At 60.2% G+C, this 25,307-nt stretch carries 27 protein-coding genes and 1 pseudogene; 14 read left to right on the top strand and 14 right to left on the bottom strand.

Features of this window, described 5'->3' with window-relative positions:
• A partial coding sequence (locus tag NW841_RS04845) for a mannosyltransferase family protein (protein WP_414385617.1) occupies positions 1 to 635 on the bottom strand: 635 nt, incomplete at its 3' end.
• A complete protein-coding gene (locus NW841_RS04840) occupies positions 632 to 2,071 on the bottom strand; it encodes an NAD(P)/FAD-dependent oxidoreductase (protein WP_414385615.1) in 1,440 nt (479 codons plus the stop codon). The genes NW841_RS04840 and NW841_RS04845, both read right to left, overlap by 4 nt.
• A gap of 114 nt (positions 2,072 to 2,185) precedes the next feature.
• On the opposite strand from NW841_RS04840, the gene gshA reads away from it, so the two are divergent.
• On the top strand, positions 2,186 to 3,322 hold the full coding sequence (gshA, locus tag NW841_RS04835) for a glutamate--cysteine ligase (RefSeq protein ID WP_414385614.1): 1,137 nt from the start codon (positions 2,186 to 2,188) through the stop codon (positions 3,320 to 3,322).
• Between the two features lie 45 nt (positions 3,323 to 3,367).
• Here the strand turns inward: gshA and NW841_RS04830 are convergent, their stop codons facing one another.
• Together NW841_RS04830 and NW841_RS04825 are read right to left on the bottom strand one after the other, a co-directional pair.
• Entirely contained in the window at positions 3,368 to 3,589 is a 222-nt protein-coding gene (locus NW841_RS04830) for a hypothetical protein (RefSeq protein WP_414385613.1), read from the bottom strand.
• A gap of 158 nt (positions 3,590 to 3,747) precedes the next feature.
• On the bottom strand, positions 3,748 to 4,098 hold the full coding sequence (locus NW841_RS04825; RefSeq protein WP_414385611.1) for a phenylpyruvate tautomerase MIF-related protein: 351 nt from the start codon (positions 4,096 to 4,098) through the stop codon (positions 3,748 to 3,750).
• A 140-nt stretch (positions 4,099 to 4,238) separates the two neighbouring features.
• Between NW841_RS04825 and NW841_RS04820 the strand changes: the two genes are divergently transcribed.
• The gene (locus NW841_RS04820; protein WP_414371672.1) at positions 4,239 to 4,655 is read left to right on the top strand and encodes a RidA family protein; all 417 of its coding nucleotides are present in this window, start codon (positions 4,239 to 4,241) and stop codon (positions 4,653 to 4,655) included.
• 70 nt (positions 4,656 to 4,725) lie between these two features.
• Here the strand turns inward: NW841_RS04820 and yidD are convergent, their stop codons facing one another.
• Positions 4,726 to 5,004, bottom strand: a complete 279-nt coding sequence (gene yidD, locus NW841_RS04815) for a membrane protein insertion efficiency factor YidD (protein WP_414377569.1) — start codon at positions 5,002 to 5,004, stop codon at positions 4,726 to 4,728.
• A gap of 193 nt (positions 5,005 to 5,197) precedes the next feature.
• On the opposite strand from yidD, the gene NW841_RS04810 reads away from it, so the two are divergent.
• Positions 5,198 to 6,487 (top strand): MFS transporter, encoded by a 1,290-nt coding sequence (locus tag NW841_RS04810; RefSeq protein WP_414385610.1) that lies wholly within the window; start codon positions 5,198 to 5,200, stop codon positions 6,485 to 6,487.
• A gap of 83 nt (positions 6,488 to 6,570) precedes the next feature.
• Positions 6,571 to 7,407: a SpoIID/LytB domain-containing protein gene (locus tag NW841_RS04805; protein WP_414365219.1), complete on the top strand. Its 837-nt coding sequence runs from the start codon at positions 6,571 to 6,573 to the stop codon at positions 7,405 to 7,407.
• Between the two features lie 40 nt (positions 7,408 to 7,447).
• On the opposite strand, the pseudogene NW841_RS04800 reads toward NW841_RS04805, so the two are convergent.
• The 3 genes and pseudogenes from NW841_RS04800 to hrcA form a co-directional block, all read right to left on the bottom strand.
• Positions 7,448 to 7,711 (bottom strand): annotated as a pseudogene (locus NW841_RS04800) (zinc ribbon domain-containing protein); the annotation flags it as partial.
• 380 nt (positions 7,712 to 8,091) lie between these two features.
• Positions 8,092 to 9,081: a tRNA lysidine(34) synthetase TilS gene (tilS, locus tag NW841_RS04795; RefSeq protein WP_414365221.1), complete on the bottom strand. Its 990-nt coding sequence runs from the start codon at positions 9,079 to 9,081 to the stop codon at positions 8,092 to 8,094.
• 52 nt (positions 9,082 to 9,133) lie between these two features.
• Positions 9,134 to 10,312: a heat-inducible transcriptional repressor HrcA gene (gene hrcA, locus NW841_RS04790; protein WP_414365223.1), complete on the bottom strand. Its 1,179-nt coding sequence runs from the start codon at positions 10,310 to 10,312 to the stop codon at positions 9,134 to 9,136.
• A gap of 335 nt (positions 10,313 to 10,647) precedes the next feature.
• Here hrcA and NW841_RS04785 point away from each other — a divergent pair, with 335 nt between their 5' ends.
• The 3 genes from NW841_RS04785 (at position 10,648) to NW841_RS04775 (ending at position 11,797) form a co-directional block, all read left to right on the top strand.
• Entirely contained in the window at positions 10,648 to 10,950 is a 303-nt protein-coding gene (locus NW841_RS04785; protein WP_414365225.1) for an urease subunit gamma, read from the top strand.
• A 51-nt stretch (positions 10,951 to 11,001) separates the two neighbouring features.
• On the top strand, positions 11,002 to 11,409 hold the full coding sequence (locus NW841_RS04780) for an urease subunit beta (protein WP_414365226.1): 408 nt from the start codon (positions 11,002 to 11,004) through the stop codon (positions 11,407 to 11,409).
• 136 nt (positions 11,410 to 11,545) lie between these two features.
• A complete protein-coding gene (locus tag NW841_RS04775; RefSeq protein WP_414365228.1) occupies positions 11,546 to 11,797 on the top strand; it encodes a hypothetical protein in 252 nt (83 codons plus the stop codon).
• A 106-nt stretch (positions 11,798 to 11,903) separates the two neighbouring features.
• Here NW841_RS04775 and NW841_RS04770 read toward each other — a convergent pair whose 3' ends face one another.
• Both NW841_RS04770 and NW841_RS04765 read right to left on the bottom strand, forming a co-directional pair.
• A complete protein-coding gene (locus NW841_RS04770; protein WP_414371670.1) occupies positions 11,904 to 14,270 on the bottom strand; it encodes an endonuclease MutS2 in 2,367 nt (788 codons plus the stop codon).
• Between the two features lie 45 nt (positions 14,271 to 14,315).
• Entirely contained in the window at positions 14,316 to 14,480 is a 165-nt protein-coding gene (locus NW841_RS04765; protein WP_414365230.1) for a hypothetical protein, read from the bottom strand.
• A gap of 210 nt (positions 14,481 to 14,690) precedes the next feature.
• Here NW841_RS04765 and NW841_RS04760 point away from each other — a divergent pair, with 210 nt between their 5' ends.
• From NW841_RS04760 to NW841_RS04745, 4 genes are all read left to right on the top strand, one after another.
• Complete coding sequence (locus tag NW841_RS04760) at positions 14,691 to 15,095, top strand: NIL domain-containing protein (protein WP_414365231.1); 405 nt, start codon at positions 14,691 to 14,693, stop codon at positions 15,093 to 15,095.
• Between the two features lie 109 nt (positions 15,096 to 15,204).
• Entirely contained in the window at positions 15,205 to 15,426 is a 222-nt protein-coding gene (gene ndhL / locus NW841_RS04755; RefSeq protein WP_414365233.1) for an NAD(P)H-quinone oxidoreductase subunit L, read from the top strand.
• Between the two features lie 27 nt (positions 15,427 to 15,453).
• Entirely contained in the window at positions 15,454 to 15,795 is a 342-nt protein-coding gene (locus NW841_RS04750; protein ID WP_414359467.1) for a DUF3007 family protein, read from the top strand.
• A gap of 172 nt (positions 15,796 to 15,967) precedes the next feature.
• Complete coding sequence (locus NW841_RS04745) at positions 15,968 to 16,567, top strand: response regulator (RefSeq protein WP_414385608.1); 600 nt, start codon at positions 15,968 to 15,970, stop codon at positions 16,565 to 16,567.
• A gap of 77 nt (positions 16,568 to 16,644) precedes the next feature.
• Here the strand turns inward: NW841_RS04745 and NW841_RS04740 are convergent, their stop codons facing one another.
• On the bottom strand, positions 16,645 to 17,697 hold the full coding sequence (locus NW841_RS04740) for a sensor histidine kinase (RefSeq protein ID WP_414377566.1): 1,053 nt from the start codon (positions 17,695 to 17,697) through the stop codon (positions 16,645 to 16,647).
• Between the two features lie 424 nt (positions 17,698 to 18,121).
• Between NW841_RS04740 and NW841_RS04735 the strand changes: the two genes are divergently transcribed.
• Positions 18,122 to 18,763, top strand: a complete 642-nt coding sequence (locus NW841_RS04735) for an ABC transporter permease (RefSeq protein WP_414365241.1) — start codon at positions 18,122 to 18,124, stop codon at positions 18,761 to 18,763.
• A gap of 7 nt (positions 18,764 to 18,770) precedes the next feature.
• Positions 18,771 to 21,683, top strand: a complete 2,913-nt coding sequence (locus NW841_RS04730) for an ATP-binding protein (protein WP_414385606.1) — start codon at positions 18,771 to 18,773, stop codon at positions 21,681 to 21,683.
• 4 nt (positions 21,684 to 21,687) lie between these two features.
• Here NW841_RS04730 and rlmN read toward each other — a convergent pair whose 3' ends face one another.
• Positions 21,688 to 22,776 carry a 23S rRNA (adenine(2503)-C(2))-methyltransferase RlmN gene (gene rlmN, locus NW841_RS04725; protein WP_414385605.1) on the bottom strand — a complete coding sequence of 363 codons (1,089 nt, stop codon included), beginning with the start codon at positions 22,774 to 22,776 and terminating at the stop codon, positions 21,688 to 21,690.
• Between the two features lie 122 nt (positions 22,777 to 22,898).
• Between rlmN and NW841_RS04720 the strand changes: the two genes are divergently transcribed.
• Positions 22,899 to 23,495 carry a chromophore lyase CpcT/CpeT gene (locus NW841_RS04720; RefSeq protein ID WP_414385604.1) on the top strand — a complete coding sequence of 199 codons (597 nt, stop codon included), beginning with the start codon at positions 22,899 to 22,901 and terminating at the stop codon, positions 23,493 to 23,495.
• Positions 23,496 to 24,008: 513 nt separating this feature from the next.
• Here the strand turns inward: NW841_RS04720 and NW841_RS04715 are convergent.
• Positions 24,009 to 24,794 carry a hypothetical protein gene (locus NW841_RS04715; RefSeq protein WP_414385602.1) on the bottom strand — a complete coding sequence of 262 codons (786 nt, stop codon included), beginning with the start codon at positions 24,792 to 24,794 and terminating at the stop codon, positions 24,009 to 24,011.
• Between the two features lie 159 nt (positions 24,795 to 24,953).
• Entirely contained in the window at positions 24,954 to 25,277 is a 324-nt protein-coding gene (gene tnpA / locus NW841_RS04710) for an IS200/IS605 family transposase (RefSeq protein ID WP_414385600.1), read from the bottom strand.
• Positions 25,278 to 25,307 lie beyond the last annotated feature (30 nt).

The raw sequence follows: 25,307 nt of genomic DNA, 5'->3' as shown, positions 1-25,307 counted from the left end.
AGCCGCAGCAGAGGAACCAGCGCCACCGGCAAACCCACAATGCGGGTGGCACTCATCACCAAACCGTGGATCCCGGCTAGGAGCCCTGACCTCATTGAATTCAAGTGGGCCGACCAATAGAAAAAACCCAACAAGCTGGCCGTAAAGAGGGACTCGCTGTAGCCCACGACAAGGTAAAAGCTGCTGGGATAGACCAAGATCATCAAACTTGCCAGGACTTGCCAAAGCAAGGGAATCTGCCAGAGACGGTAAAGTAGAAGGAGATAAACCCACATCAGCCAGCAAAAGAGCTGGGCGGTCAGGTAAAGCCCTAACTCAGGCTCAACCCGCAACAAGCGGCTGAGGGCAATAACGGCCAGAGGGTAGCCAGGAAAGAAGGCCACATTGCTCTGCTCGTAGGCAATCTTGTCAAAGCCGACAAACTGATAGCCCTGCCGCACAATCCCCAAATACCAATGGCTATCCCACTGGGTTAAACCCTTGAAGATGGAAGCATAGTCATCCTCCTGGCTCCAAAGGGAGATTAAGAAGATCTGCAACCCTGTCAAGGCTAAGCTTGGCAGCAGAACCTGGATAGAGAAAGGGGCAAGACGCTGCCGGCTTTGCCGCAACAGATGGCTAAGAGAGAAGCTCATCGCCGGACCTTCGCAGGTGGGGGTGGCACTTTGATCTCTTCTTGGTAATCGTCATCGGAGTTCACCTGCCAGAGATCGTGGCTGCCGGGGCGGAGGACGTTTTCCGCCGCCAATAGGCCCATCAGCAAGCTGTGATCCTGGTTGTTGTACTTAAACGAGCCGTAGCGACCCACCAGTTGCAAGTTTTCAAACTGGCCAAGATACCTCTGCAAAATGGCTAGATCTTCTTTGTAGCTGCCGGCGTAGATGGGATAGGTGCAGGGTAGGCGCACCACAAAGCCGCCGCGGATCTTCTGGCCTTGCAGCAGGCCAATTTGGCGTAGCTCCTTCTCAGCCAAAGCCAGCAATTCCTCCTCAGGGGCTTGCCACAAGGGATCCCCAAAGTTGCACCAATACTCACAGCACAAGGGGGTTTGTTCCCGGTTGGGGAGCATAGCCGGTGACCAATTGGCAAAGTTGGTTACCCGACCAACCTGCACTGTTGGGTCATTGATATACAGCCAGTTGTCGGGGAAAAGCTGGGATCCCTCCACAATCAAGTAAACCAAAACCGTGTTGCGAAACTTGAGGTTGCGGGCTGCCTGCAGCACTTCTGGGGGAGGCAGTTCCCGCAGGCTCTGCACCAACACTGTCAGAGGGATCGAAGAGATGACGTGGGAGGGGGAGACCCATGTTTCCCTTCCATCCTGAAGATGGCGCAGTTGCAGCTCGACAATCCGGGATCCCTCCTGCCTAAGGGCGATGACCTCTGTATTTAGCCAAACTTTTTGGCCCTCGGCCAGCAAAAACTCCTGCATTTTTTCGTAGAGCTGACCGGATCCCAGGCGAGGAAACTGAAATTGGTCAATCAGTGATTTGACAGAGCCGCGCTTCCACCCCAGCGCCTTGCGGATGGCTTGCCCAAGGCTGAGACCTTTGATGCGCTGGGCAGCCCAATCGGCGCTGATTTCGGTACAAGGGATCCCCCACAGCTTTTCCGTGTAGCCTTTGAAGAACATCTGAAAAAGCCGGCTGCCGAATTTTCCTTTGACCCAGTCGGCAAAGTTCTGGGGAGCTGGGCGGGGGATGAGTTGGGCCCAGAGGTAGGAAAGGACAATGAGCAGACTTTCCCACCAGCCAACTTTGCGCAGGACTTCCCAAGCTTGGATGGGGTACTGAAAATATTGCTTGCGGTAGTAGATGCGGGTAAGCCGCCGGACAGTCACCTGTTCGGATCCCAAAACCCGGTTCCACAGCTCCAGCACCGCTGGGATCTTGGTAAAAAACCGGTGCGGGCCATAGTCGAGAATGAACCCCTGGTAGCGAATGCTTTTGGCCAGGCCCCCGACCCTGTCTTCTCGTTCCACCACCACCACGGGGAAGCCCAGCTGGGTCAAGCGATAGGCAGCCGCCATGCCCGCCGGCCCCGCCCCTAGGATATAGATGGGATCCCGCATCTCGCCTTACTTCTGCCTTCAAGTGCTGCCGACATTGTAATGTGGGGCGAGACTGGGAAAATGGGTAGAGGAGGAAAAAGGTAGACTAAGGAGGCTGCGGCTGGAGGCTGGCCTGTGCTGTTGACCAAGGGCTTTGAGGTGGAGATGTACACCGGCACCGCCGCCGGGGAAGTGGTGGGCCTATCGGATCGCATCTGCCAGGCTTTGCCGGAGTTTGTGCGAGAACCCGATCGGCGCAACGTCGAGTACATTACCCCGCCCCTTCGCCGCTACGAAGACCTGCTCTGTGCCTTGCTTCGGCCTCGCCTGCAACTGCGGCAGTTTTTGCGCCGTCTTGGCCCCTACACCTTGCTGCCGGGGAGCACGCTGGCTTTGGGCGGCAGTGACCACTTCGAGCGCTCGGATCCGGGCAACCCCTACCACGACTACATCGAGCGCACCTACGGCACGCGGGTGGTGACCGCCAGCATCCACATCAATGTCGGTCTGCCGGATACGGAAGCCATTTTCCTCGCCTGTCGCCTATTGCGGGCGGAAGCCCCTCTTTATTTGGCCCTGAGCGCTTCTTCTCCTTTTCTGGACGGCCAGGTAACGGGCTATCATTCCAGCCGTTGGCAGGTGTTTCCTAAAACGCCGGCCCAGGTGCCCTTCTTCCGGGATCACGCCCATTACATCACCTGGATGCAGGAGCAACTGGCCCTGGGCACGATGCAGAATGTACGCCACCTCTGGGCTTCTGTGCGGCCCAACGGCCCGGAGCGGCCCTATCGCCTCAACCGAGTGGAGCTGCGCATCTGCGACCTGGTGGCAGATCCGGTGATGATCCTGGCCATCACCGCCTTGGTGGAGGCCCGCCTTTGGCAATTGCTATCCCACCCGGAGGCCCTGGATCCCTTGGGGGGGCCCTTTACCCCAGCGGAGCTGGAGAGTCTTTGCGAGGCCAACGAGCAGGCTGCTGCCCGTGAGTCCCTGCAAGCTCGGCTGATCGACTGGCGCACCGGCCGGGAATGCTTAGCCCAGGAGTGGATTGAAGAGCTGCTGACCGAAGCGTGGCGCCTGGGCCAGCCCCAGGGGCTGGGTTGCTTCTTGGCTCCCCTGCAAACCCTGCTCCAGGAAGGCAATGAGGCCCAGCGCTGGCTGAGACAGGTTAACCAGGGATCCACACCTGCCCAGGTGTACCAACGGGCCATCCAGGAACTGGCCGAACAAGACCGAGAAAGGCAGGAGACCCTCTGCCAACTGGTTGGCTAAGCCTCTGCGCAAGGCCACTTTGACTTAGATTGGCCTAGCCCTGCTTTACCCCTTCCCGTAGGGCTTGCCGAGCCCCACAGCTCCTGCGTCCAAGGTCAGCACCGAAGCCGGCAGAAGCAGCACAGTGGCCACAATGTAGATGGCAATGAAAAGCACCGGCCCCACCGGCCCCAAGCCTTCCACCCAGCCCAGAGCCTCGGCGAACCAGTCTTGAATAACTTCAAAAAATCCCAATCGATGGGCTGCCCAAAAAACAAGAACGGCCACGCCCAAAACGCCAGCAAGCTTCAGCAGAAGCTGCTGCTTTGCGGGATTTGTTCTGGGTTGGGTGGGGTCTGCCACGGCGGTCGGGAGCATCAGAAAGCTGTTGCTAGATAGGCTAGAGCAGCCAGGCTAGGAAATACCTGACTTGTGCGAAGTAGCTTTCACCCAAAGGTCGTGCCGTTCCATCCCCAAAGATAGCCTTTGGCATCGCTGAACTCAATGTAAATCCTCTTCCTGGGGATCCCCAATTTGTCCTCGATGGTGCTGCAAAAAAACTCGCTTAGGAATCGGGTTTGATCGGCGGAAAACTGCCCAATACTCTTGATCTCTACATAGCAGCAGGGATCGGCGCTGCCGGCAAAGGTCATCGGGATCCCTCCTTCAAAAGCAGTCATCACGTAGGCTTCCGACTTGCCCAACTGCTTAGCCAGAGCAGCAGAGAGGAACTTGAGTAGGTCTGCCACGGCGGCAGGTTCTGGCTGCAGAGAGGTTTGCAACTTGATCAAAGGCATGAGCACTTTTTCTTCCCGACAAGCCTATTTTGGCATTGCGGGTTCGTCTTCTCTGGGATCCGCCTGTGGTAGCGTAGCGAAAGAGCTTCTCTTCACGGGGGCAAACCTCTATGGAGCCGAGCAATCTGGCCAATTCCGCGATGGGCCATCCGCAGGGCCAAACCGGGCCAGGCCCTTGTGCTGTACAAACCGAGGCTGCTCCTGCTCCTGTCGGCCCTTACAGCCAGGGCATTGCCGCTTCGGGGCCCTTTCTGTTCGCCGCCGGCCAGGTGGGCCTGGATCCCAAAACCGGCAAGTTGGCGGGAGAAGATGTTGCCTCGCAAACTCGGCAGGCGTTGCTGAACCTGAAGGCGGTGCTGGAAGCAGGGGGCACGAGCCTGGCCAATGTGGTGAAGACCACGGTTTTTTTGGCGGATATGAAAGACTTTGCCGCCATGAACGAGGTTTATCGAGAGTTTTTTGCCGCAGACCCGGCGCCGGCCCGCTCTTGCGTGCAGGTGGCTGGCTTGCCCTTGAATGCCTTGGTGGAAATCGAGGCGGTGGCCTGCTATTCCTGACTGACCGGCTCCCAAATACAGCCTTTTCCGGCAACACCGATCTTGGCCTGACAGGGATCCCCCTCGTCAATCAATCTCGGCTGGGGCGATAAGTTTCGTCAGGTGCGGATCCCGGCAAGTCGGGCACCGGGTCGTAGCCCCCCGGATGCCAAGGGTGGCAGCGGCAGAGGCGGCGGATCCCCAGCCAACTGCCTCGGATGGCGCCGTAGCGCCGCACTGCTTCCAGCGTGTACTGGGAGCAGGTGGGGTAGTAGCGGCACGCAGGAGGCAGCCAAGGGGAGATGCCTATCTGGTAGCCCCGAATCAGGGCAACCAAACTGCGAGTCAAGGGATCTGACCGTTCCGCCATAGGCAAGCGTACAAAAAGGCCACTTCCAGGCTAACGGCTGCCCCTGAACAGGGATCCTGCACAGTTCCAGACAAGAGGTTAAGATTGAAAAAGTCAGCACCCAAATAGACATTTCGTAATATTTCTGTTCAGGGATGCTGTGGAGACGGCTTTGCTCCCTGGCAGGGTTGTGAGAGTTTCATTGGGAGTGGGCGTGAGGGTATTCGGGCAGCTACAGCCGGCGCAGCGGCGCAACTTGGGCATTCTCTTCGTGGCCGGGCTGCTCTTTTGGGCCAGTCTGTCTTCGCTGTTGCCCACACTGCCGCTCTACGTCCGGGATGTGGGCGGCACCAGCCAAGAGGTGGGCTTGGTGATGGGGGCCTTCTCGATTGGGCTGCTGGCTTTTCGCCCTTGGTTGGGGCGGCTGGCGGATGGCCACAGTCGCCGGATCGTCTTGCTCATCGGCATGGGCGCGGCGGGGATGGCGCCTTTGGGGTACTGGCTCTGGGATTGGATCCCGTGGATAGCGCTGGTGCGGGCCTTTCACGGGATCAGCATCGCCGCTTTTGCCACCGCCTACGTTACTTTGGTGGCGGATTTTGCCCCGGAAGCAAAACGCGGCGAGATCTTGGGCTACATGAGTTTGGTCAATCCCATTGGTGTAGCCATCGGCCCTGCTTTGGGCGGCTTTTTGCAGGAGCTGGTTGGTTATGGCCCTCTGTTTCTCTTTGCCGCTCTGCTGGGGTTGGTGGGCTTTCTCTGTACCCAATCGGTTCGCGAGCAGCGCCGTGGGGGTTGGGGATCCCTGCCCCCGGATGGAGCGTTTTGGAGCCTTGTGCTCAACCCCAAGGTGTGCTCTCTCGCTGGGGTCATGCTCTTGGTGGGGCTGGCCTTCGGCACCCAGACTACTTTTGTGGCCCTGTTGATCCAAGAGGTCGGAGTTCCCCTCAATCCCGGTCTTTTTTATACGGCGGTGGCCTTTGCCAGCTTCGGCGTGCGCCTGCTGGCTGGTCGCGCTTCCGATCGCTACGGGCGGGGGCCGTTTATCTCTCTGAGCTTGGCCACCTATGCTCTGGCGATGGGGATCCTGTTGGTTGCCGACAGCGTCGGGGCTTTTCTTGTCGCCGGGATCGTGGTGGGGTCGGGTTTTGGCACCTTGATCCCGCTGATCTCCGCCCTGGTAGCCGATCGCTCTGAGCCGGCGGAGCGGGGGCGTTTGTTCAGCTTGGTGATGTGTGGGTTTGACTTGGGCATTGGGCTGGCGGGGCCGATCCTGGGCACCCTGGCGCTGGGATCCGGCTATCGGGCCATGTTCGGCTATGCGGCCCTTCTGGCATTGGCTTCGCTGGGAGCTTTTCTCTGCTTCTCCAATGGACGACCGGGATCCTCCCTGTGCTTTGCCTTGGGCCTGGAACCGGATCGGTTTCGACAACCTGATTCTCTCCCTTTGGAGCAATCCCATCCGCCCGCTCCCTTGTCAACGGGATCCCGTCCCGCCCTTTAGGCACCCTGATTTTCATTCCCAAGTCCGATTTGCTCTATCCTAGGCTGGGGTTGCTGTACAAAAAAGAACTCTGGACAGAGGCTATGGGAGCACGGGGTTGGCTTGCCCTGATGGGATCCCTGCTGGTGGGCACCTTAGGGGGATGGATAGAGAGCGCTTGGGGGGTGACGGTGCGCGTGCAATTGGCCGACGCCACCGCCCCTGTGGTGGTGGGCGTTTCTCGCCCCGCCCAACTGACCAACAGCCGCCAAGAGGTGCTGGCCGAGTTGCCGCCCATGCAAGGGTTTCTGGCCCAGCCCGGCCCTCAAGGGGTGCGCCTGCAGGGGGTGGTCAGCCCGGTGTTGTTCATCGAGCCGCCAGCGGGTGGCCTGGTGGCCGTGGATGGCCGCTGGTATTCCGGCAAGGTGCTCTTGACCGGGTATAACAGGGTAATGGCCATCAACTACGTGGATCTAGAAGACTACGTGGCCGGCGTGGTGGAAGCCGAGATGGGATCCCGCTTCTTGCCCGAGGCCCTCAAGGCCCAGGCGGTGGCAGCCCGCACCTATGTTCTTCACCACCGCAATTCCCGCGGCTGGTTTGATGTGTTTAGCGACACCCGCTCCCAGGTGTATCGGGGCCTCTCGCAGCGCTCAGCCGCCGCCCTAGCAGCAACACACGCCACCCGCGGCATCGTCATGGTGTATGGGGGGCAATTTGTAAACGCCATGTACAGCGCCAGCGCCGGCAGCCAAACCGTTGGGGTGAGCGGGATCCCTTACCTGAGAAGTCTACCGGATTTTAGCCCCTATCCCAAGTACGGGCATGGTATTGGCATGAGCCAGTGGGGTGCCCAAGAATTGGCCCGTCAGGGCTGGACCTACCGCCAAATTTTGGCTTATTACTACCCAGGAGTCAGCTTTGCTCGCTTGCCAGGGTAAACTTCCCCCACTGAAGTCGGGAGCTTAGGGACTCCGTCCCGCTAACGCGAGTGGCAGCGTTAAAATCCGCATCCCCTTCCCAACTACAGACGGGGTTGACACAGCGAAAATGCTTCCCTTCCCGCTGGCCAAGCCACAAGCAACGGTGGCAGGTCTGTGAGCTGCAGGCAGGCGGCACCACCACAACCTTGACCCCTACCCTCATTGCCTTGTAGTGCACAAACTGCCGCAACGGGTAGAAGGCCCAACTGTTCAACCGCCGCCGCTCTCTCTGGCTGCGCGGCTGTTGGTTAACTCGTTCACGCTCGCGCCAGCGGGCCGGAGGCCTTGGTTGCATCCAGCTTGGCGGCTTGCGACGCAGATACCTTGAGCTTGCGGGAGATAGTTAGAACTTGAGTCATGCTCCATCATTCGCGCAGGAGCTATCCCCCCTACAGTATACAGTGGGGTATCTTGCGAAGGAGTCGCCACTTTGGCCACCAAAGTTCCAGAGTAGCCTTCCTCCCCGCACTAAAGTCGAGGCCTCCAGCTTTACCCTCTGTGAGGCTCCCATCGAGCTTCCTCTGAGTAGCCCCTCGTTTGTCCCCAGTAAGGATTTTCTGGGACGGTAGTTGCCGTGCAAATCTGAACTGTGCTGTTAACTATTGGTTGAGGTTCTCAGCCGTTGCAGGAGGGGGAGAGCTCTCACTGAGCAGAGATCCAGACCAGGTGATCCCCCTTCACCTCTAGCCAGCCTCCGCCAGGGTAGTCGGGGCTGCGGCTGCGGCGGCCTGCTTTCAGGAGCCGCATCCCGGCTTCCACCTGCTCAAAAGTTGGGTGATGGGGCAGCAGCAGCGACAAGAATTGAAACATCACCTGCCGCTGCAAAGCCAGGGGCGCAGCCCGCAAGGGATCCCGCTGCAGCCCCGGCAAAGCGGGCTCGTACACCTGTAACCACAGTTGGGCGGCTTGCGCCACCACCAGCTCATGCTCTGCCTGCAACAGTGTGGCTGCCCGATTCAAAGCCGCTTCCAGTTGCGGGTTAAAGTGCTGCTTGAGATAGGGCATCACCTCTAAGCGAAGGCGGTTGCGGCCATGAGCCAGATCCTGGTTGCTGCGATCCGGCCAGACCGGCAACTGGTATTGTCGGCAGAACTCTTCCGTTTCCCAGCGGGAAAGGCCCAGCAGGGGACGCACCAACCAAGCGGAGGTGGGATCCCGCTCGTCCAAACGCCGTTGCCAATCTAGGCTGACCAGGCCGGCAGCCCCCGTGCCCCGCAGCAGGTTCCACAAAAACGTCTCCGCCCGGTCGCTGGCCGTGTGCCCTGTGGTCACCACCTCGCAACTCCAGGTGCGCGCCCATTTGTTCAGTTGCTGGTAGCGCCAAGCCCTGGCCCCCGCCTCATCCCAGCGGATGGGATCGGCAGTCTCAACGGCGTGGGGCAGGCCCTGCTGTTGCAGCCATCCCTGCAAAAACTTGGCACACTCCGTCTCATCGGCTGACCAACGGTGATCACAGTGCAAAACAAAGATCTGCCAGCCCCAGCGAGGCTGCAAATCCCGCAAGATCTGGAGCAGGGAAAAAGAATCTTGTCCGCCAGAAAAAGCTACCAGCAGCCGCTGGCCGGGGCGAAGCAGTTGCCGCTCGCGAATGGCACACTGAACCCGCAGGTGAAGAGGAGAAAGCCTGGCCACAGTTGGCTATTGCTCGGGGGCAACCCAGACCTCGCGTTCTCCCTGGGATCCCTCAGGCAAGGGCCCGAGTGAGATGGGAGGCCACCGTCTGCACAGCAGCGATGCTCCGCTCGTAGGCCATGCGGGTCGGCCCCAGCAGGGTGACCGCACCCAGGGGCGCCGAGCGGCGGCGATAAACTGAGGCAATGACCGTGCAGTGGTGCAGAGATTCCAGCGGGTTCTCGCTGCCAATGTAGATGATCACGGGAACGTTGTGGGATGGATCCTGCTCTGGAGTGCTAGAGGATGCCTTGTTCCTGGCCGCCGTGGCCGAAAGAGTTGCTTCGCCCGTGGACGGGCTATCTGGCATGGAATAGAGCCCGATCATCCCCTGAAGCTGCTCGGATCCCTTTTCGATCAACTGGGCCACCGCCTGCATCCGCTGGGCCTGGGAAAACTCCGGCTGCCGCATCAGCTCCGTCATGCCCGCGCTGAACACCTGTCCCAGCGAGGGCCGTAGGTAGCGCTGCACTACCGAGCGCAGCAGTTGCTGCAGCCAATGGCTGTAAGCGCGAAACTCCTCATCCAGCTTCAACCAGCTCAGATCCTGCAGCTCGGCAAAAGTCTTGCCCCGCAACTTCAGGGTGAGAAAGTTGCTCAGTAGCTGCAGCTCATCTTCCAGATCCTCGCGCCGATCGTCGGGCCACTCCGGTGGGCTAACCAAGGCAGAATGGGTTTGGTAGGAATCCGTAACCACTAGCACCATCACCCGCCCTGGCCCCACCGGCAGCAACTGCACATGGTGAACGGCTACCACCGGCCCCTGGGGAGGGGTGATGAGAGCGATGCAACCGCTCAAGTGGGCCAAAAGCTGTGCCACCCTCTGCAAGAGGCTATCGAGGTCGTCCCCCAGCTCACGGTTGAGCTGATCCAGCAACTGCTGCAGCGCAGGATGGGGCTCCGGCTGGGGAGCATCGCTCGGGATCTCATCCATGTTGGCGGAGGTCAACAGATCGTTCACATAGACCCGATAGCCAAAGTCAGAAGGGATCCGACCGGCAGAGGTGTGGGGCTGGAACAGCAACCCAACCTGCTCCAAAGTGGCCAAGTCGTTGCGAATGGTAGCCGTGCTGACTCCGAGGTTGTAGGACTGGGCCAAGGTTTTGGAGCCGACAGGTTCTGCCGTGGCAATATACCTGCGCACCGTTGCCCACAGGATCTTCCGTTGTCTGGGAGTCAGTTCGAGTTTCATGGCTGCTCAAAAGAACCCAATCAACACCTGCTAAGGGGAATTAGCCAATGGATCTCAGGTCAACCAAGCTAGGGCTAAATGAGGATCGGATAAAGTTTTACTTCTATTTTTAACTTTATTGTTACTCTTTCATCATGGGTGGCAGGGGCGGAAAGTAGCAACGGCAGAGGTGGAAAGAGGTGGAAGCTCTTGGTTTGGCAAGAAAAGCGAAACCCCCTGTAGCCTCTGCAGCCTTTTTTCGCCCAGAGGTGGTACTAAGTAATTAAGTCAACTCTAGGCTAAGTGAGCCTGCTGCTGTCTGTTCTGTATCGTTTTGTATCTTTCGAGGTTGCTCCATGTACTTGTCCCCCCAGGAGAAAGACAAGCTGTTGATCTACCTGGCCGCCCAGTTAGCTCGGGATCGGCGGCAGCGGGGCCTCAAACTCAATTACCCCGAGGCGGTGGCCTACCTGAGCGCAGCCATCTTGGAGGGGGCGCGGGAAGGGAAAACCGTTGCTCAGTTGATGAGTGAAGGGCTGACGTGGCTGAGCCGAGAGGACGTGATGCCAGGGATCCCGGAGATGATCCCGGAAATTCAAGTAGAGGCAACCTTCCCCGACGGAACCAAGCTGGTGACCCTTCACCACCCCATTCGCTAGCTGCTTTCTAAGGATCTCCCAAAGACCCAGAGACTTCAGGAGGTTGTCCATATGGCTCGCAAATCCAAAGCCACACCTGCTGCCGACCCTGAACCAGCCCCGATCCCGGGAGAGCTGTTGCTGGCAGAGGATCCCATCCAAGCCAATGTCGGGCGGGCCACTGTGACGCTGGAGGTCACCAACCGGGGGGATCGGCCCATTCAGGTGGGATCCCATTTTCACTTTTTCGAGGTCAACCGAGCCCTGGTGTTCGATCGCGCCGCCAGCTTTGGCATGCGCCTCAACATCCCTTCCGGCCAAGCGGTGCGTTTTGAGCCGGGGCAAACCCATCGGGTCACTCTGGTGGCGCTGGGAGGCAAGGGGCTGGTGCATGGCTTCAACCGGCTAACGGAGGGCAGCGTCCGCTCTGCAACGCAAAAGCGGCTGGCCCTGGCCCGATTGCAGGAGTGGATGGGCTAGGTGGCTAAGCGCTATGGACATAACGCCCCCCGAAGCATGCAGCTTTGCGCATCTAGGCTGAGGCTTGGCCATATCCCCATCCCGCCTCAAATTTAGGAGAGTAGGGCTATCCAATTCTTCCTCTAGGATCTGGCCAATGTTAGAGCGTGAGACCGTTTGGTGGATGGGGGTACAGGGCTTGGGGCTGAATCTTTCTGGGTTGGCCCTGTTGGCGGCAGCAGGTGCCACTTTCGGCCCCCTCGGCTGGACCAGTGCGACGGTGGCGGTGATGCTCAAGTTAATTGGAGATAGCCAACTGCTGCGCGCCTACTGGCTTTGGCAAAGTCGGCACCGCCAAGCGGGATCCCAGCCTGTCACCTCAACAGCGGCGCTCCAAAGTCAAGTCTGAAACCGTCTGCCCCTCTCCCAAAGGGGGAGGGAAGGTGAGAGACCTTCATCACACTGGACAAGGCTCTCGGTAATGTTGGAGCCAGCCCGCCGAAAGCCGCTCAGCCTCACCGCAGGTGGGCTACCGTTACGCCCGTACCCCCATCCTGGGGATCCGCCGGGGCAAACCTCTGGACACGCGGGTGATTTTGGAGGTAGGCCTGGACGCCGGCCCGCAGGCGTCCCGTGCCGTGGCCGTGGATGATCCAAACCGGGCCAGGAGGGGCTTGGGCAAAGTGCTGTTCCAGAATCGCCTCGGCATCGGCTACAGTTTTCCCCCTTAGGTCAAGGGTGTTGCGGCTGGTGCGCAGGTTCAGGGGAGCAGTGGTGGGCGGAGGGGAGGGAGGAGCTTTGGGGCGCTGGCGCTGTTTGGCCTGATGTTCATCGATGGGATCCAACTGGCCCCGCGGCACCGTGAACTTGAGGATGCCGCTGCGCACTACATACACATCCCCTTCGACGGCAATCACCTCCCCTGTCTGCCCCAGGCCCCTCAGCCGCACCCGATCCCCCACCTCCGGCACGAACTCAGTCTCAACGGGCGGCGACGGCGGCGAGTAGCGCCCGCGAATCTGCTCCAGCTCAGCAGCAACCTGCTGGGGATTGTCCCCCTGCTGCAACTTGCGGATGGCGGCGGCCACCTCCCGGCGGGCAGCGGCCAAGAGGGCTTGCAGCCCCTGTCGCTGCTGGTACTCCAGTTGCGCCTCTCGCTCAGCCATTTGCCGGCTGCGCTGCTGCATTTGGCGGTACAGGGTTTCCAGCTCTTGGTGCAGGGATCCCACCTGGGCGGCCCGCTCTTCCAACTGGGCCCGTTGCGCCTCCAGCCCCGCGATCACCTTATCCACCTGGCTTTCCCCCTGCAGATGCTGCTGCGCCCGCCGCAGAATCTCCGGCTCCAGGTGCAGCCGCCGGGCAATGGCAAAGGCATTGGAGCGACCAGGGATCCCCCACAGTAGGCGGTAGGTGGGGGCTAGAGTGGCCTCGTCAAACTCCACCGAGGCATTCTCAAAGCCGGGATGCTGGTACTTGAGGGCCTTCAGCTCGCCGTAGTGGGTGGTGGCCAAGGTAAGCAGGGCCTTTTCCGAGAGATACTCCAATAGCCCAGCCGCCAGGGCCGCACCCTCGCTAGGATCCGTGCCCGCCCCCACCTCGTCCAGCAGAACAAGGGCCGGCGCCGGGTCTGACTGCAAAGCCTGCACGATGCGGCTGATGCGGCGAATGTGCCCGGAAAAAGTGGAGAGGCTTTGCTGCAGCGATTGCTCGTCGCCGATGTCGGCATAGACCCCGTCGAACCAGGGCAGTTGGGGCGGATCCTGGGCAGGCAGGAAGATCCCCGCCTTGGCCATAAGCACCAATAGCCCCAAGGTCTTCAGAGCAACCGTCTTGCCACCGGTGTTGGGGCCGGTGATGACCACAGCGCGGATGGACTCGGAGAGGGTGAAATCAATCGGGATCACCTCCGGGCCCTTGCCTTCCTCGCGAGACTGCCACAGAAGCAAGGGGTGCCTAGCTTGGCGCAGGCGCAATCCTGCCGGGACAAACTGGGGGCGATTGCCCGCCAACCAAAGACTGTAGCGGCCACGGGCCAAGGCCACCTCCAGCCCCACCAGCACCGCCTGCAAATGCTCCAGATCGGTGGCCACGGATCCCACCTGGGCAGAGAGCGCCGCCAAGATTCGCTCTTCCTCCGCCTGGATCTGGGCCTGGGTTTCCCGCAGCCGGTTGCCCAGCTCCACCACAGCGTAGGGCTCCACATAGAGGGTGGCCCCACTGGCAGAGCTGTCGTGGACGATGCCCCGGATCACATCGCGGTGGGTGGCCTTCACCATCAGCACAAAGCGCCCCTGCCGCTGGCCAATCAACGTGTCCTGCAGCGCCTGGGGGTGCTGGCTCATTACCTGTTGTAGGCGTTCTTGGATCTGGTTGCGGTACTGGCGGTGCTGACGGCGTAGGTCTGCAAGCGCGGGGCTGGCGCTATCTCTCACCTCGCCGTGCTCATCCAGGCAGCGGAAGATCTCCTGCTCTAGCTCAGGATAGGTGCGCAGTGTGCTCACCCACTCCTGCAGGCGGGGCAGGCGCTCGTCAGCATCGATGAGACGGCGAAGGCGGCGAGCAGCCCCCAAGGTTGTGGCAATCTGCACCAGCTCTTCCCCGCTCAGAATGCCCCCCCGTTCGGCCCGTTCCAGGGCCGGCAGCAGGTTGTGGATCCCGTCCAGAGAAACCCCCCCCGGCTGGCTGCAATCCAGCCGGATGGCCTCCTCCGTTTGATCAAGACAGACCTCGCTCTCGGCGCGGCTCCGCCAGGGATCCAGCTCTAGGCAGGCGCGGCGGCCTAGGGGTGTGGCCGCAAAGCTGGCCAAGTGTTGGCAGAGGCGGGGCCACTCCAACAATTCCAAAGTTTCTTGGCGGAGGGAAGGATCAGGCTCAGAACAGATCGGCAGCAGGTGCAAAGGGGTGGGCGTAGGCATTACCGAAGGAAATTAGCAATTCGAGGAAGAACGGAGCTGCAGTCGCTTCATCTCTTGCAAAAACTGCCGCTGGTAGTTGAGAAAGGCGGTGTGCCATTCGCGGAAGCGGCGCTCGCCATCGCGCACCAACATCTGTCGATAGTGCTCGGAGTTGAGTCGGGGCCGGGCTGAGTTCATGGGAATCGAAGACGCTCTGCCCCTATTGTGGCAGGCTGTGGGGCGCCTTTCGTAGTTCCCAACCTGGGGGCAGACGGTGTTGGGAGCGGATCCCATCTTTCTGGCGGTGAGGAGGAGATTTTGCACTTGCGGCATGGCCAAACTTGGCAGTCGGCCTTGGCATACTCATACTGGAAGAGTCACCGCACCTCCGATACGCAAGTCAAATCCGTGCGCAAACGAGTGACCCTGATTTTTCCTCGCCACTTGGTGAATGTGCCCCTCACCTATCGTCTGGCCAAAGACTTCGATGTAGCCGCCAACATTGTCCGCGCCAGAGTAACCCCCAACGAAGTGGGCACCCTGGTGGTGGAGCTCTCGGGAGATATCGACCAGGTGGAGGCGGGTCTGGAGTGGGTGCAGTCTTTAGGCATTGAGGTGGCCGAGCGGGCCAAAGAAATTCAGATCGACCCAGATTCGTGCGTGGACTGCGGCTTGTGTACAGGCGTTTGCCCCACCGAGGCGCTGAAGATTGCCGCTCCTGACTGGAAACTGGAGTTTCTGCGTAATCGCTGTGTTATGTGCGAACAATGCATCTCTACCTGCCCTGTCGGGGCCATCAGCACGAGTTTATAGCAATAAGGCGAAGAGCCGGCTAAGCCGACAAGTTTATTCGCTATTACAATGCTGTAATGTAACCCCGATGCGGGCTGGATTGGCACAGGCTAATTTGAGGCAACTGGAGATGCTTTCGACCCCAACGCTCATTGGCTTGACCTATGCTGCCCTAGCAGTTCTCTACCTGCTGGTGCTGCCGTTCTTGTTTTTGGTGTACGTGGACAAGCGCTGGAACTACAGCGGTGCCTGGGAAAAGGTGTTGATGTTTTTCCTAGTTTTGTTTTTCTTCCCCGGTATGGTGCTCGTGGCTCCCTTCATGACGTTTCGGCCCAAGCCGCGTTCGCTCTAGAGCCCGACCTTCTGCAACCTACCAGCTATGCGCAGACGGGATGTTCTCGGCATTGGCCTAGCCCTGCTCTTGGGGGGAGGACTTTTCTACGGGCTGTTGCTTTGGGCCGGCTTGGATACGGGCGCGGCGCAGCAGGTGTCAAGCGTGGTGTTTCTGCTGGGGTGCCTGGGCTGGACTGTGGGCTACCTGAAGCGGGTGTTGAGCAGGGAAATGACCCTGAAGGCCCAGTGGGCCGCTTTTGAGAGGCAGCAAATCCAAGAGAAACTTCACTCCCTCTCCCCAGAGGAGTGGCAGGCCTTGCAGGCCGAGCTGGGATCCGAAACCGAAGAGAAAGCTGAGGTTGGTTTGCCCGAGCAAGGCAAGCGCTGAAGCTGCCGGACAAACTGTACCCAAAAATCTGCCGCAAATTGGTGGAGTTTCAGCTACCCGAGCGGCGGGGTCGGCCCAACACTACCTGTATAGCTAGTTACTGTTTCTTCTTGATTGGAAATGCTAGCTTGCGCCCTAGGCAAAGTTGTGAACTGAGGCGAGCCGTTAACTCGTGCAGGTTTCCCCTTCCCCTTTTGCTCACCTATCTCTGCTCACCGTGACCAAGACCGTTTTGGTGGCTCAGGGTCAGCCTTGGCAGGCCCAGCTCTGGAAGTCGGTGCTGGAGTCTCAGCGCCATGCAGTGGTGCTGGTTTCTCCTCAGGCAGATCTGGTGGAGGTGGCGGCAACTCATCCTCCGGATCTGATGGTGGTGGATATGACGACGGGGCTGTTTAACCCCTATGCCTTTTGTCGAGAGTGTCGGAGCCGGCTTCCGGATATCCCTGTGATTCTCACTCATCACCCCCGTCGCCGCATTGAGCCGGCAGAGCGGCGCTGGGCCATTTACCAGGGGGCAGCCGAGGTGATCCCTGGTTTGGCCGAAGCCGACGACATTCTTCACTCCCTCGAGCAAGTTTACAAGGCAGCCAGGTGGCCTTTTCCCATTGACACGGCAGCTCTTCACGCGGTTCTCGAGCAGGCGGGTTTGCGGCCTGAAAAAGACAGCTCCCTTCCTTCCCCGCCCGTTGCACCAGAAGAACGCCAAGAGCAAACGGCTGCGCCCCCACCGGCAAAGTACCGGTTGATGTATCGGGGCCGTCCCGTCGAGTGAACTGCAAGCGCTCCACACCGCTAACGCGAAGCAGGGAACTGCCTTCGGTGTTTTTCTCCCTCTGGCGGGGCTGGGGATCAGGGCAGCACCAGGGCCAGGGTAGTGCCCTGGGATCCCGTCTCCACCAAACGCAAGTCTCCTCCGTGGGCTTGCAGGATACGCTTGGCGATGTACAGCCCCAGACCTCCTGAGCCGGTCGGGTAGTGCTGGCCGGCAATGTGAATGGGTTGGGCGATGTAGGGCTGGGCCAGATCTTCCAGGGGAGCCGGCAGGCCGGGCCCGTCATCCCGCACCTGGATCTGCCGGGGGCTGACGGTCAGCACCACCGCATGGCGGGCGTAGCGCAAAGCATTGTCCACCAGGTTCACCAGCGCCCGCTCCAGCTCGTCCTCATCGGCGGCGCCCCACCCTTCTCCCTCCACCTGCAGGTCGATCTCCCGCTCTCGAGCCAGAGATCCCATACGTTCGGCCACCCGTCGGGCCAGGGATCCCAGATCACAGGGCTGGGGATGCAGGGCGATCTCGCCCCGCTCTAGGCGGTAGGCCTCCACCATCTTTTGCACCAGGGCCAGGTTGCGCTGGTTCTCCTCCAACATGCGATTCAGCAGGGCCAGCCGCTCCTGGGGACTCAAGGGGAGCTCCTGCTTGAGAGCACTTAGCAGATGCCCAAAGGCAATGAGAGGAGTTTTTAGATCGTGCACCAAGGTAGCCGTGAAGGCCTCCCGCCGTCTTTGATCGCTTTGGATTTGGCGCAGCAAATGGGCAAAAGCTTGCCGCAGGATCAGAGCCTCTTGGGGATCCCCTGGGCGGAGCAGCAAAGTCCAGCGCTCTGGCTGGTTGATCAAGGTTTCTAGGTGGGCCAGCTCGCGGGCCAGCAACGTCAGGGGCCGCAAGAGCATGGAAGACAAGGCATAGCCTGCCAGCGCCGATAGCACCGCCAGCAGAGGGATCCACAACAGCAGCAGGAGAGATCCCTCGGGACTGAGCTCTGTGCCGGGCAGGATCCACTGCACCGACAGGATGAAAACCAAGTTGGGGACAAAGGAAAGGCTGGCAATCACCAGCGCTACCTGAGTGCGCAGGCTGTGGGGAAAGCGACGGCGCCAGAACTCAAGTAGACGGCGTCTCAAGGGGGAATGGAGAGAGGGCTGAGTTGAATTAGGCCAGGAGCGAGCAAACAAGTCAAGAGGGCTGGCAAAATATAGGGGCTGACTGCAAACTCTACAGCGGGGTTGGTCTGTTGATTCGCGGGGATTTGACACTCCCCCGACTAAAAAAGTCGAAGGGTTCTTACGCAGTCCACAGTTGGACTCGGAAAGGCGCTGTCAAGACGCCCTTAGACGGTTCCTAGAGACAAAGCGTCAAGGTTCCGCTTACTTGTTGACTTACGGCACTGTCCGGGTTTTTCACCGGGGTAGGTGCTAACTTAGGATTACAACATAACATTGGCGAGCGACTCCAGTCGCTCGAAGGCTTTTCCGCCCCGCACTACTCGCGCTAGCGGCGCGGAGCGCTGAGTACGGGGCTACCAAGCTACTCTGCGTGTAGCTCTCGATGAGCCTCCTGGATCGCTCCTTGCACTATGCTCAAAGCAACAGCGACCTGCTAGTTCAAGCTTTCCTCCAGCACCTGCAACTGGTGGTGGTGCCGCTGGGGATCGCGTTGCTGGTGGGCCTGCCCTTGGGTTTTGGCAGCTCCCGCTCGCAGGTGGTTTCCCTCGTGGTGATCAATGCCTTCGGCAGCTTGCGGGTGATCCCCAGCTTGGCGATTTTGTTTTTGGCCATTCCCTACTTTGGCCTTGGCTTTCAGTCGGCAGCGATTGCCCTGACGATCTTGGCCTTGCCCCCCATTTTAATCAGCACGGATGTGGCCTTCCGCAGCCTCGATCCGGCTCTACGCGAAGCTGCTTTGGGAATGGGCATGACGCCGGCGCAGGTGCTACGCCATGTGGAGATCCCCTTGGCGTTGCCGGTAATCTTGGCCGGTGTTAAAACCGCTACTATCGAGGTCATTGCCAGCGCCACGTTGGCCGCCTTTATCGGGGCGGGCGGGCTGGGCAGCTTCATCACGCTGGGGTTTGCCCTCTACGACAACGCTATCCTGTTGGTGGGAGCAATCCCGGTGGCGCTGTTGGCCATTGGTGCCGAAATTCTCCTCGGCGCTTTGCAGCGAGCTCTGGAGCCGCCCCAAGCCTAGGGATCCCATGCTGTTTTCCTCTTCTTCTCCAATGCGCCTGCCCTTCCTCACTTCTCGAGCGGTTCCTTTGCAGGTGGCGCTGCTGTTGCCGCTGCTGTTGGCAGTGGCTGGGGGGGCAGGCGGGGTGGGCTATCTCTCCTGGCGGGCTGGCCGGCAGATGGCGCTGCAGTTGGCCGAGCACCTGAAGAGTGAGGTTAACCATCGCACTGAAGAGCACCTCAGGCGCTATCTCCAAGCCCCCCTTCAGATCAATGCCCTCAATCAAGGGGCAGTCCAGTGGGAGCTACTGCCCAATTTGGCCGCGCTTCAGCCGCAAGATCTGGAGAGGCTTGAGGCCTATTTTGCCCGCCAGTTGCAGCAGTTTCCCGAGCTGAGCTATATCGGCTTTGTCTCAGCGGAGGGGGGGTTTGTAACCGCCCGCCGCCACACCGGTGGGTCGATCTGGACCTACCACACGCCAGGCCTGAAGCCGGGATCCGTCCAGGGCCGCCAGCGGGATCCGGAAAGCGGGGATCCCACCGGCTTGAAGCGGCAGTTGGGCTTGGTGGATTTGCGGCGGCTGTCTTGGTTTCCCGGGATCCTGCAACAGGAAGAGGCCCGCCGTACCTGGGTGGTGAGCAACTTTTTTGTCGAGTTTCCCAATCAGAGGCCGGAGCGGCTGATCCTGGCGGCGCTGCCCTTGGCCGAGGCGGAGGGGCGGGTTTACGGCAGCTGGGTGGCTGCTCTCTCGGCTCAGCAACTGCAGGCTTTTCTGGAGGATCTGCAGGCCAGCTTGGCGTATCCAGGGGTGAGCTGGTTGCTGGATGAAGAAGGCCAGGTGGTGGCCGGCAGGGAGGAGCTCTCTCCCCAGCCGCTGCTGGCTGTGCAAGAGCAGGTGGGATCCTGGGCAACGGCGGCCTCTGAAGGTTTGCTGCGCCTTAGGGTGGACGGGATCCCTTACTGGGTGCAGGTGACGGCCATTCAGGATCAATGGGGGCCGGGCTTTTACTTCGTCTACGGGATCCCGGAGGGCGCCCTTTTAGCCCCTGTCTATGCCAGTGCTCGGCAGGCGGCCCTGTTGGGGGGTGGGCTGCTGCTGGGCTTTTTGGCCGCCGGGATCCTCCTCAGCGAAGCCCTCTCTCGTCCGCTGCGCCGCCTTACCCAAATAGCGGAGCAATTTGTGCACACTGGGATCCCGGCCTGGCCCCCTGTGGATCCCGGCCCTATCCAAGAAGTGCAGATCCTGGCCAAAGCTTGGCAGCAGGCGGCCACCAACCAACAAGCTTTGCTGGATCGCCTCTGGCAACAGCAGCAGCAGTACCGCGCTGTGGTGGAGCAGCAGACGGAGCTGATCTGCCGCTTTCAGCCCGATGGGAGAATTACCTACGGCAACCCTGCGCTCTTGCGCTTTTTTGGCTGTTCCCCAGAAGAAGTGTTGGGCCGACCTTGGCGGGATCTGCTCCCGGAAGAAGAGCAAGCCGCGGTGCTGCAGTCCCTTGCGGCTCTGACGCCTGAGCACCCTTACCACCGCAGCGAGCGGGAGTACCCCGGCGAAGATGGCCAATCCCGCTGGGTGAGCTGGGTGGATCAGGGCATTTTCGACAGCCAGGGCCAACTGGTGGAGATCCTGTCGGTGGGGCGGGAGATCACCGAGCAAAAGCGGATCCAACAGCAGCTAGAAGCCCTCAACCGCGAGCTGGAAGCCCAGGTGGCGCTGCGTACTGCCAAGCTGGAGCAGGCTTTGCGCTTTGAGGCGGTGCTGCGCTCCCTCAGCGGCCAGATGGTGGCCAGCCTCAAGGAGGGGGAGATCCTGGAAGAGGTGGTCAAGAGCCTGGCCGAGGCCCTCAACCTAACCGGCTGTCATATTTTCTTGACCAGTGCCGATGGATCCTCTTGGATCCCGGCTTGCTCGTTTCCGGAGAAGGCGGATCCCGCCTACCTCAACGATCCCGAGCTGAGGCACCTGCTGCACTCCCATGCGTTTCTTGACCAGCCCTGGGAAGTCCACTGCTGTTGTCAAAAGGAGCGAGGGGGGCACTGGGTACAGCTTTTGGCTTGCTCCCTTTGGGACAAGCAAGAGCGGCTGGGGCTGCTGCTGTTGGAGCGGCAGCAGGAGTTTTCCGAAGCGGAGAGACAACTGGCCTACCAGGTGGCCAACCTGTCTGCTCTGGCTCTGCGGCAGGCCCGTCTGTATGAGGCGGCCCAGGCCCAGGTGAAGGAATTAGAGCGGCTCAACCTGCTCAAGGACGATTTCTTGAGCACCGTCTCCCACGAGCTGCGCACCCCCATGACCAATGTGCGCATGGCCCTACAAATGTTGCAAATAGCCCACGATAACCCCGAGAAGCAGCAGCACTATTTCGCCATCGCCCTCAAGGAATGCAACCGCCAAATTGAGCTCATCAACGACCTGCTGGACATGCAGCGGCTGGCAGCCGAGAAGTATCTGCTCCAACCCGAAGAGATCTTTCTGCCGCGCTATTTGCGGGATCTGGTGGCGGCAGTTCAGCCCCTGGCCCAGGCCAAAAACCAAAGTTTGCAACTGCACCTAGAAGAGGGGATCCCACCCCTTGAGGCGGATCCCACGGCTCTGGGCCGCATCTTGCGCGAGCTGCTGCACAACGCCGTCAAATACACCGCCCCCGCGGGATCCATCCACCTGCAGGTGGCCTGGGAAGGAGAAGGGATCCTCTTTGTCTGCAGCAACAGCAGCGAGATCCCGGAGTCGGAGCTGCCCCGCATCTTTGAGAAGTTCTACCGCATCCCGCAGTCGGATCGCTGGAAGCACGGCGGCACCGGCCTGGGGCTGGCCCTGGTCAAGCAACTGGTGGAGCACATGGGGGGCCAGATCTCCGTCAGCAGCTCGGAAGGATGGACGCATTTTCGCGTTTGGCTGCCTCCCGCCCTGCCGGTGGCAACTGCAAAAAAACTCCGAACTTGAGCATCTAAGAACGGCCAAGGGCTGGCCCAGGGGAAGGCAAGGGCGCGGGGGAAGCGTGCAGAAAGGATCCCCGTAGTTGACCACAGGCGGCGTTGCCATCCAGGCCGCGGGTTTGGCGCACGCTGGCCCGCACGTGGTGCTCTTCAAGCAGCCGGACGAACTCCGCCACTCGCGCCGGCTGGGGGCGCTGATAGTCGGCCTCGGCAATGGGGTTGTACGGGATCAGGTTGACGTGCAGGCGGGCCCCCGCCTGGCTGGCCTGCTGCAGCAGACGCGCCAGTTGGCGGGCATGGAGGGGCAGATCGTTGACCCCAGCCAGCAGCGTATATTCAAAGCTGACCCGCCGCCCGGTGCGCAGCATGTAGTCGCGGCAATCCCGGATCAGGGCCTCTAGGGGGTAGTGGGCTGCAGAAGGGATCAACTGCTGCCGCAGCTCCTGGTTGGGGGCATGCAGGCTGACGGCCAAGGTAACTTGCAGATTCTGCTCTGCCAGCCAGGGAATTTGCCGGGGCACGCCCACGGTGGAAAGGGTAATGTGCCGCTGGCCGATGCCGATATCTTGGTGGAGGCGGCGGATGGCCTGCACCACGGTGTCGCGGTTGAGCAGGGGCTCCCCCATACCCATGAAGACCACGTGGCTGACGCGGCGGCCAAAGTCCTCCTGCACCGTTAACACCTGATCCAGAATTTCGTGCAACTTGAGGTTGCGCCGGTAGCCCATCTTGCCGGTGCCGCAGAAGTCGCAGGCCATGGGGCAGCCCACCTGGGAGGAAACGCAGACAGTTAGCCGCTTGGCGGTTGGGATCCCCACCGTCTCGATCAACTCCCCATCTGCTAGCTGCAGCAGCAACTTAACGGTGCCGTCGCGGGATTCTATCCGCTGCACAACCTGGGAGCGCCCCACAGGATAATCCTGCAGCGCCTCGCGCCAGGCTTTGGGAAAGACCGTCACTTCCTGCAGGGAGCGGATCCCTTTTTGGTAGAGCCAAGTGTGCAGTTGTTGCCCGCGGTAGGCCGGCTGCCCCTGCTCAACTGCCCACTCTTTCAAGGCAGCCAAAGATTGCCCCAGCAGAGGAAGAGGTGCAGCAGACATAGGCCAAGTGGCAACGGATTGCATCCTTCTACTCTAGCTTGCGGCCCTAAAGGCTTGCTTTGGCAGCTAGGACGAGCGTCTTGGATAATAGGTTTGCCCTTGGTTAGGATTTTGCCCGCGCTATGTCGGTTTCGCCGCAACTGGCCCAACTGGCTACCTGGATGGCCGGACATTTCAACAATCTGCACCAGGCTATGGCCGAGCCGGTTTGGTTTGCCAACATTCACGTCTACCAATGCCCCCTGCCGTGGTCGGTGTTTCAGGGGATAGGGTTTTACGTGGAGCAACTGTACGATATCTACCCCGACCAGCCCTACCGGCAGCGGGTCATCCATCTCTTCGAGACCCCCGACGGGATCCGCATCCAAAACTATGCCCTGACCTCTCCAGAGGTCTACAAATGTGCCGGTCGGAACTTGGAGCAATTGGCCGGCCTGACGGCGGCAGAGCTGGAACTCTTGCCCGGCTGTGTAACCCAGGTGGAGTGGACGGGATCCTGCTACCGGGGCCGCAGCGTGCCCGGCAAAGGCTGTATCGTCGAGCGCAAGGGCAGAACCACCTACCTCTATAGCGAGTTCGAGATTGGGGCCGACTACTTCCACAGCCTGGATCAGGGCCGCGACCCGGAAACGGATCAAGTGGTCTGGGGATCCCTTTCCGGGCCCTTTCGGTTTGTTAAGAAACAGGATTTTTCCTGCTACTTGCCCCGCTGGAGCTAAGTTAGCCCCCCGTCCAAACCCAGAAGGCAAGGATCCCATCCCCGAGCAAGAGCAGCAGGGTGCAGCCCATCCATCCCCAGGCCAGTGCGGGCAATAGGGCCAACTGGCTGCGTTGCTGGCTGCCCCCCGAGAGTTGTTCCACCCTGCTGTAGAGGTGACCGCGAACGCCGAATTGACACCCCCGACTAAAGTCGGGGGATTCTTACGCAGTCCACAGATAGACTCGCAAAGGCGCTGTCAAGACCCCCCTAGACGGCTCCCTGGAACCCAGTCTCAAGGTTCCGCTTACTTGTGACTTACAGCACTGTCCAGGTCTTTCACCGGGGTGGGTACTTGCTTGTTATAGCATTGGCGAGCGACTCAAGTTGCTTAAGGACTACGTCCCGCTAACGCGAGCGGGCTTTTCTTCACTGTACTACTCGCGTCAGCGGCGCGGAGCGCTGAGTACGGGGCTACCAAGCTGCCCCGCTGTGTTCGGTGGCCGCCTCAGCCTGTTGACGGGCCAGAGCCCAGTTAATCCAGGGATCCCGCTGCTGGAGGGCAAAATGCTCCTGCAACGTCAAGCCAGGGATCAGCCCTTCTCGCAGCCGATCCGCTAGAGAAAACCCCACCCCAGAGCGCAGATGGTCGCCGTAAGGACGGCCTGGTCATCTCCCGCCCTGCCAAGAGAATCTGGCCCTGCCTGGGCGGCAACAACCCTGCCCAGGTGAGCAGGAAAGAGCGTTGCCCACTGCCCTCCAAACCGGCCAACCCAATCACTTCCCCCAGCTGCACCGCCAGATCCGGTAAAGCCAAGGTAAACGGCTCATGCCGCACCACCAGGGAGCGTAACTCCAACAGGGGATTTGCCCTTCTTTGCAGAGAGGGGGGCCGAGCCAGGGGCGCCAATTCCCGCTCAAACATCCAATCGATCAGCCGCTGTTCCGGCAGGGAAATGTCTTCACCCTTCACAGTCAGCTCCTCCACCACTTCCCCCTGCCGCATCACCGTCACCCGATCGCAAAAGCATTCCCCATCGGCCAGCTTGTGGGAGACGAAGATCACCGACTTGCCCTCCTCTGCCAGCCGACGCAAAGCCGCAAACAAAAGATCAACAAAAGATCTTTTTTGCGCCGCAGAAATGCCCGTCGTCGGCTCATCCAAAATTAAGGTGTTGATCCCCAGTGAGAGCAACCGCAGCATCTCCAGTTGCTGCCGTTCCCCCACCGTCAAACTGCCGATAGCCTCATCCGGGTTGAGGTTGAAGCCAAACTCTTCACAGGCTTTTCGGAGACGTTTTCGGCTCTCTCGCAACCCCAAACCCAAGCGCCCCGCTGCCTGGCGATATAACTGGCGATATAAAGTTTTCCAGAGTTTTCCAGCACCGTCAGAGAAGGAAAATCCAAGGGATCCTGGTGCAACATGCCGATGCCCCGGCGAATGGCTGCTGCAGGGCTGTCGATGCGAACCGGTTGCCTGTCAACGTAAGGCGCGGGATTCCCCACCGTATAGACGGTGGGGAGGGATAGCGCCTCCTGACTGATTCTGGATATATCGCTTCACAATTTCTAGAGGTGCACTGCCGCATGAGACAATGCACTTAGAATCATGCCAAAGCTTAGCCTTTCCCCAGGACACTTTATTGAGCTGTTCCGCAAACTGTTGTCTTAGTATGCGACTTGATGCTGACTTGAGAAAAGAAACGAGGTTAGATATGTTGTTATCAGGGTGCAGGTCGACGAGCAGGTGAACATGGTCTGGCTCACCATCAAACCCAATTAGCACACTCCGGTTAGCGGCCAAAACTCTTTCAGGTGAATCCTAAAGACTGCG

Origin of the sequence: Synechococcus sp. H60.3 (assembly GCF_047462295.1) — a bacterium.
GTDB lineage: Bacteria > Cyanobacteriota > Cyanobacteriia > Thermostichales > Thermostichaceae > Thermostichus.
The sequence above is the reverse complement of the archived record's forward strand: the minus strand, read 5'-3'. Positions and strand labels throughout refer to the sequence as shown.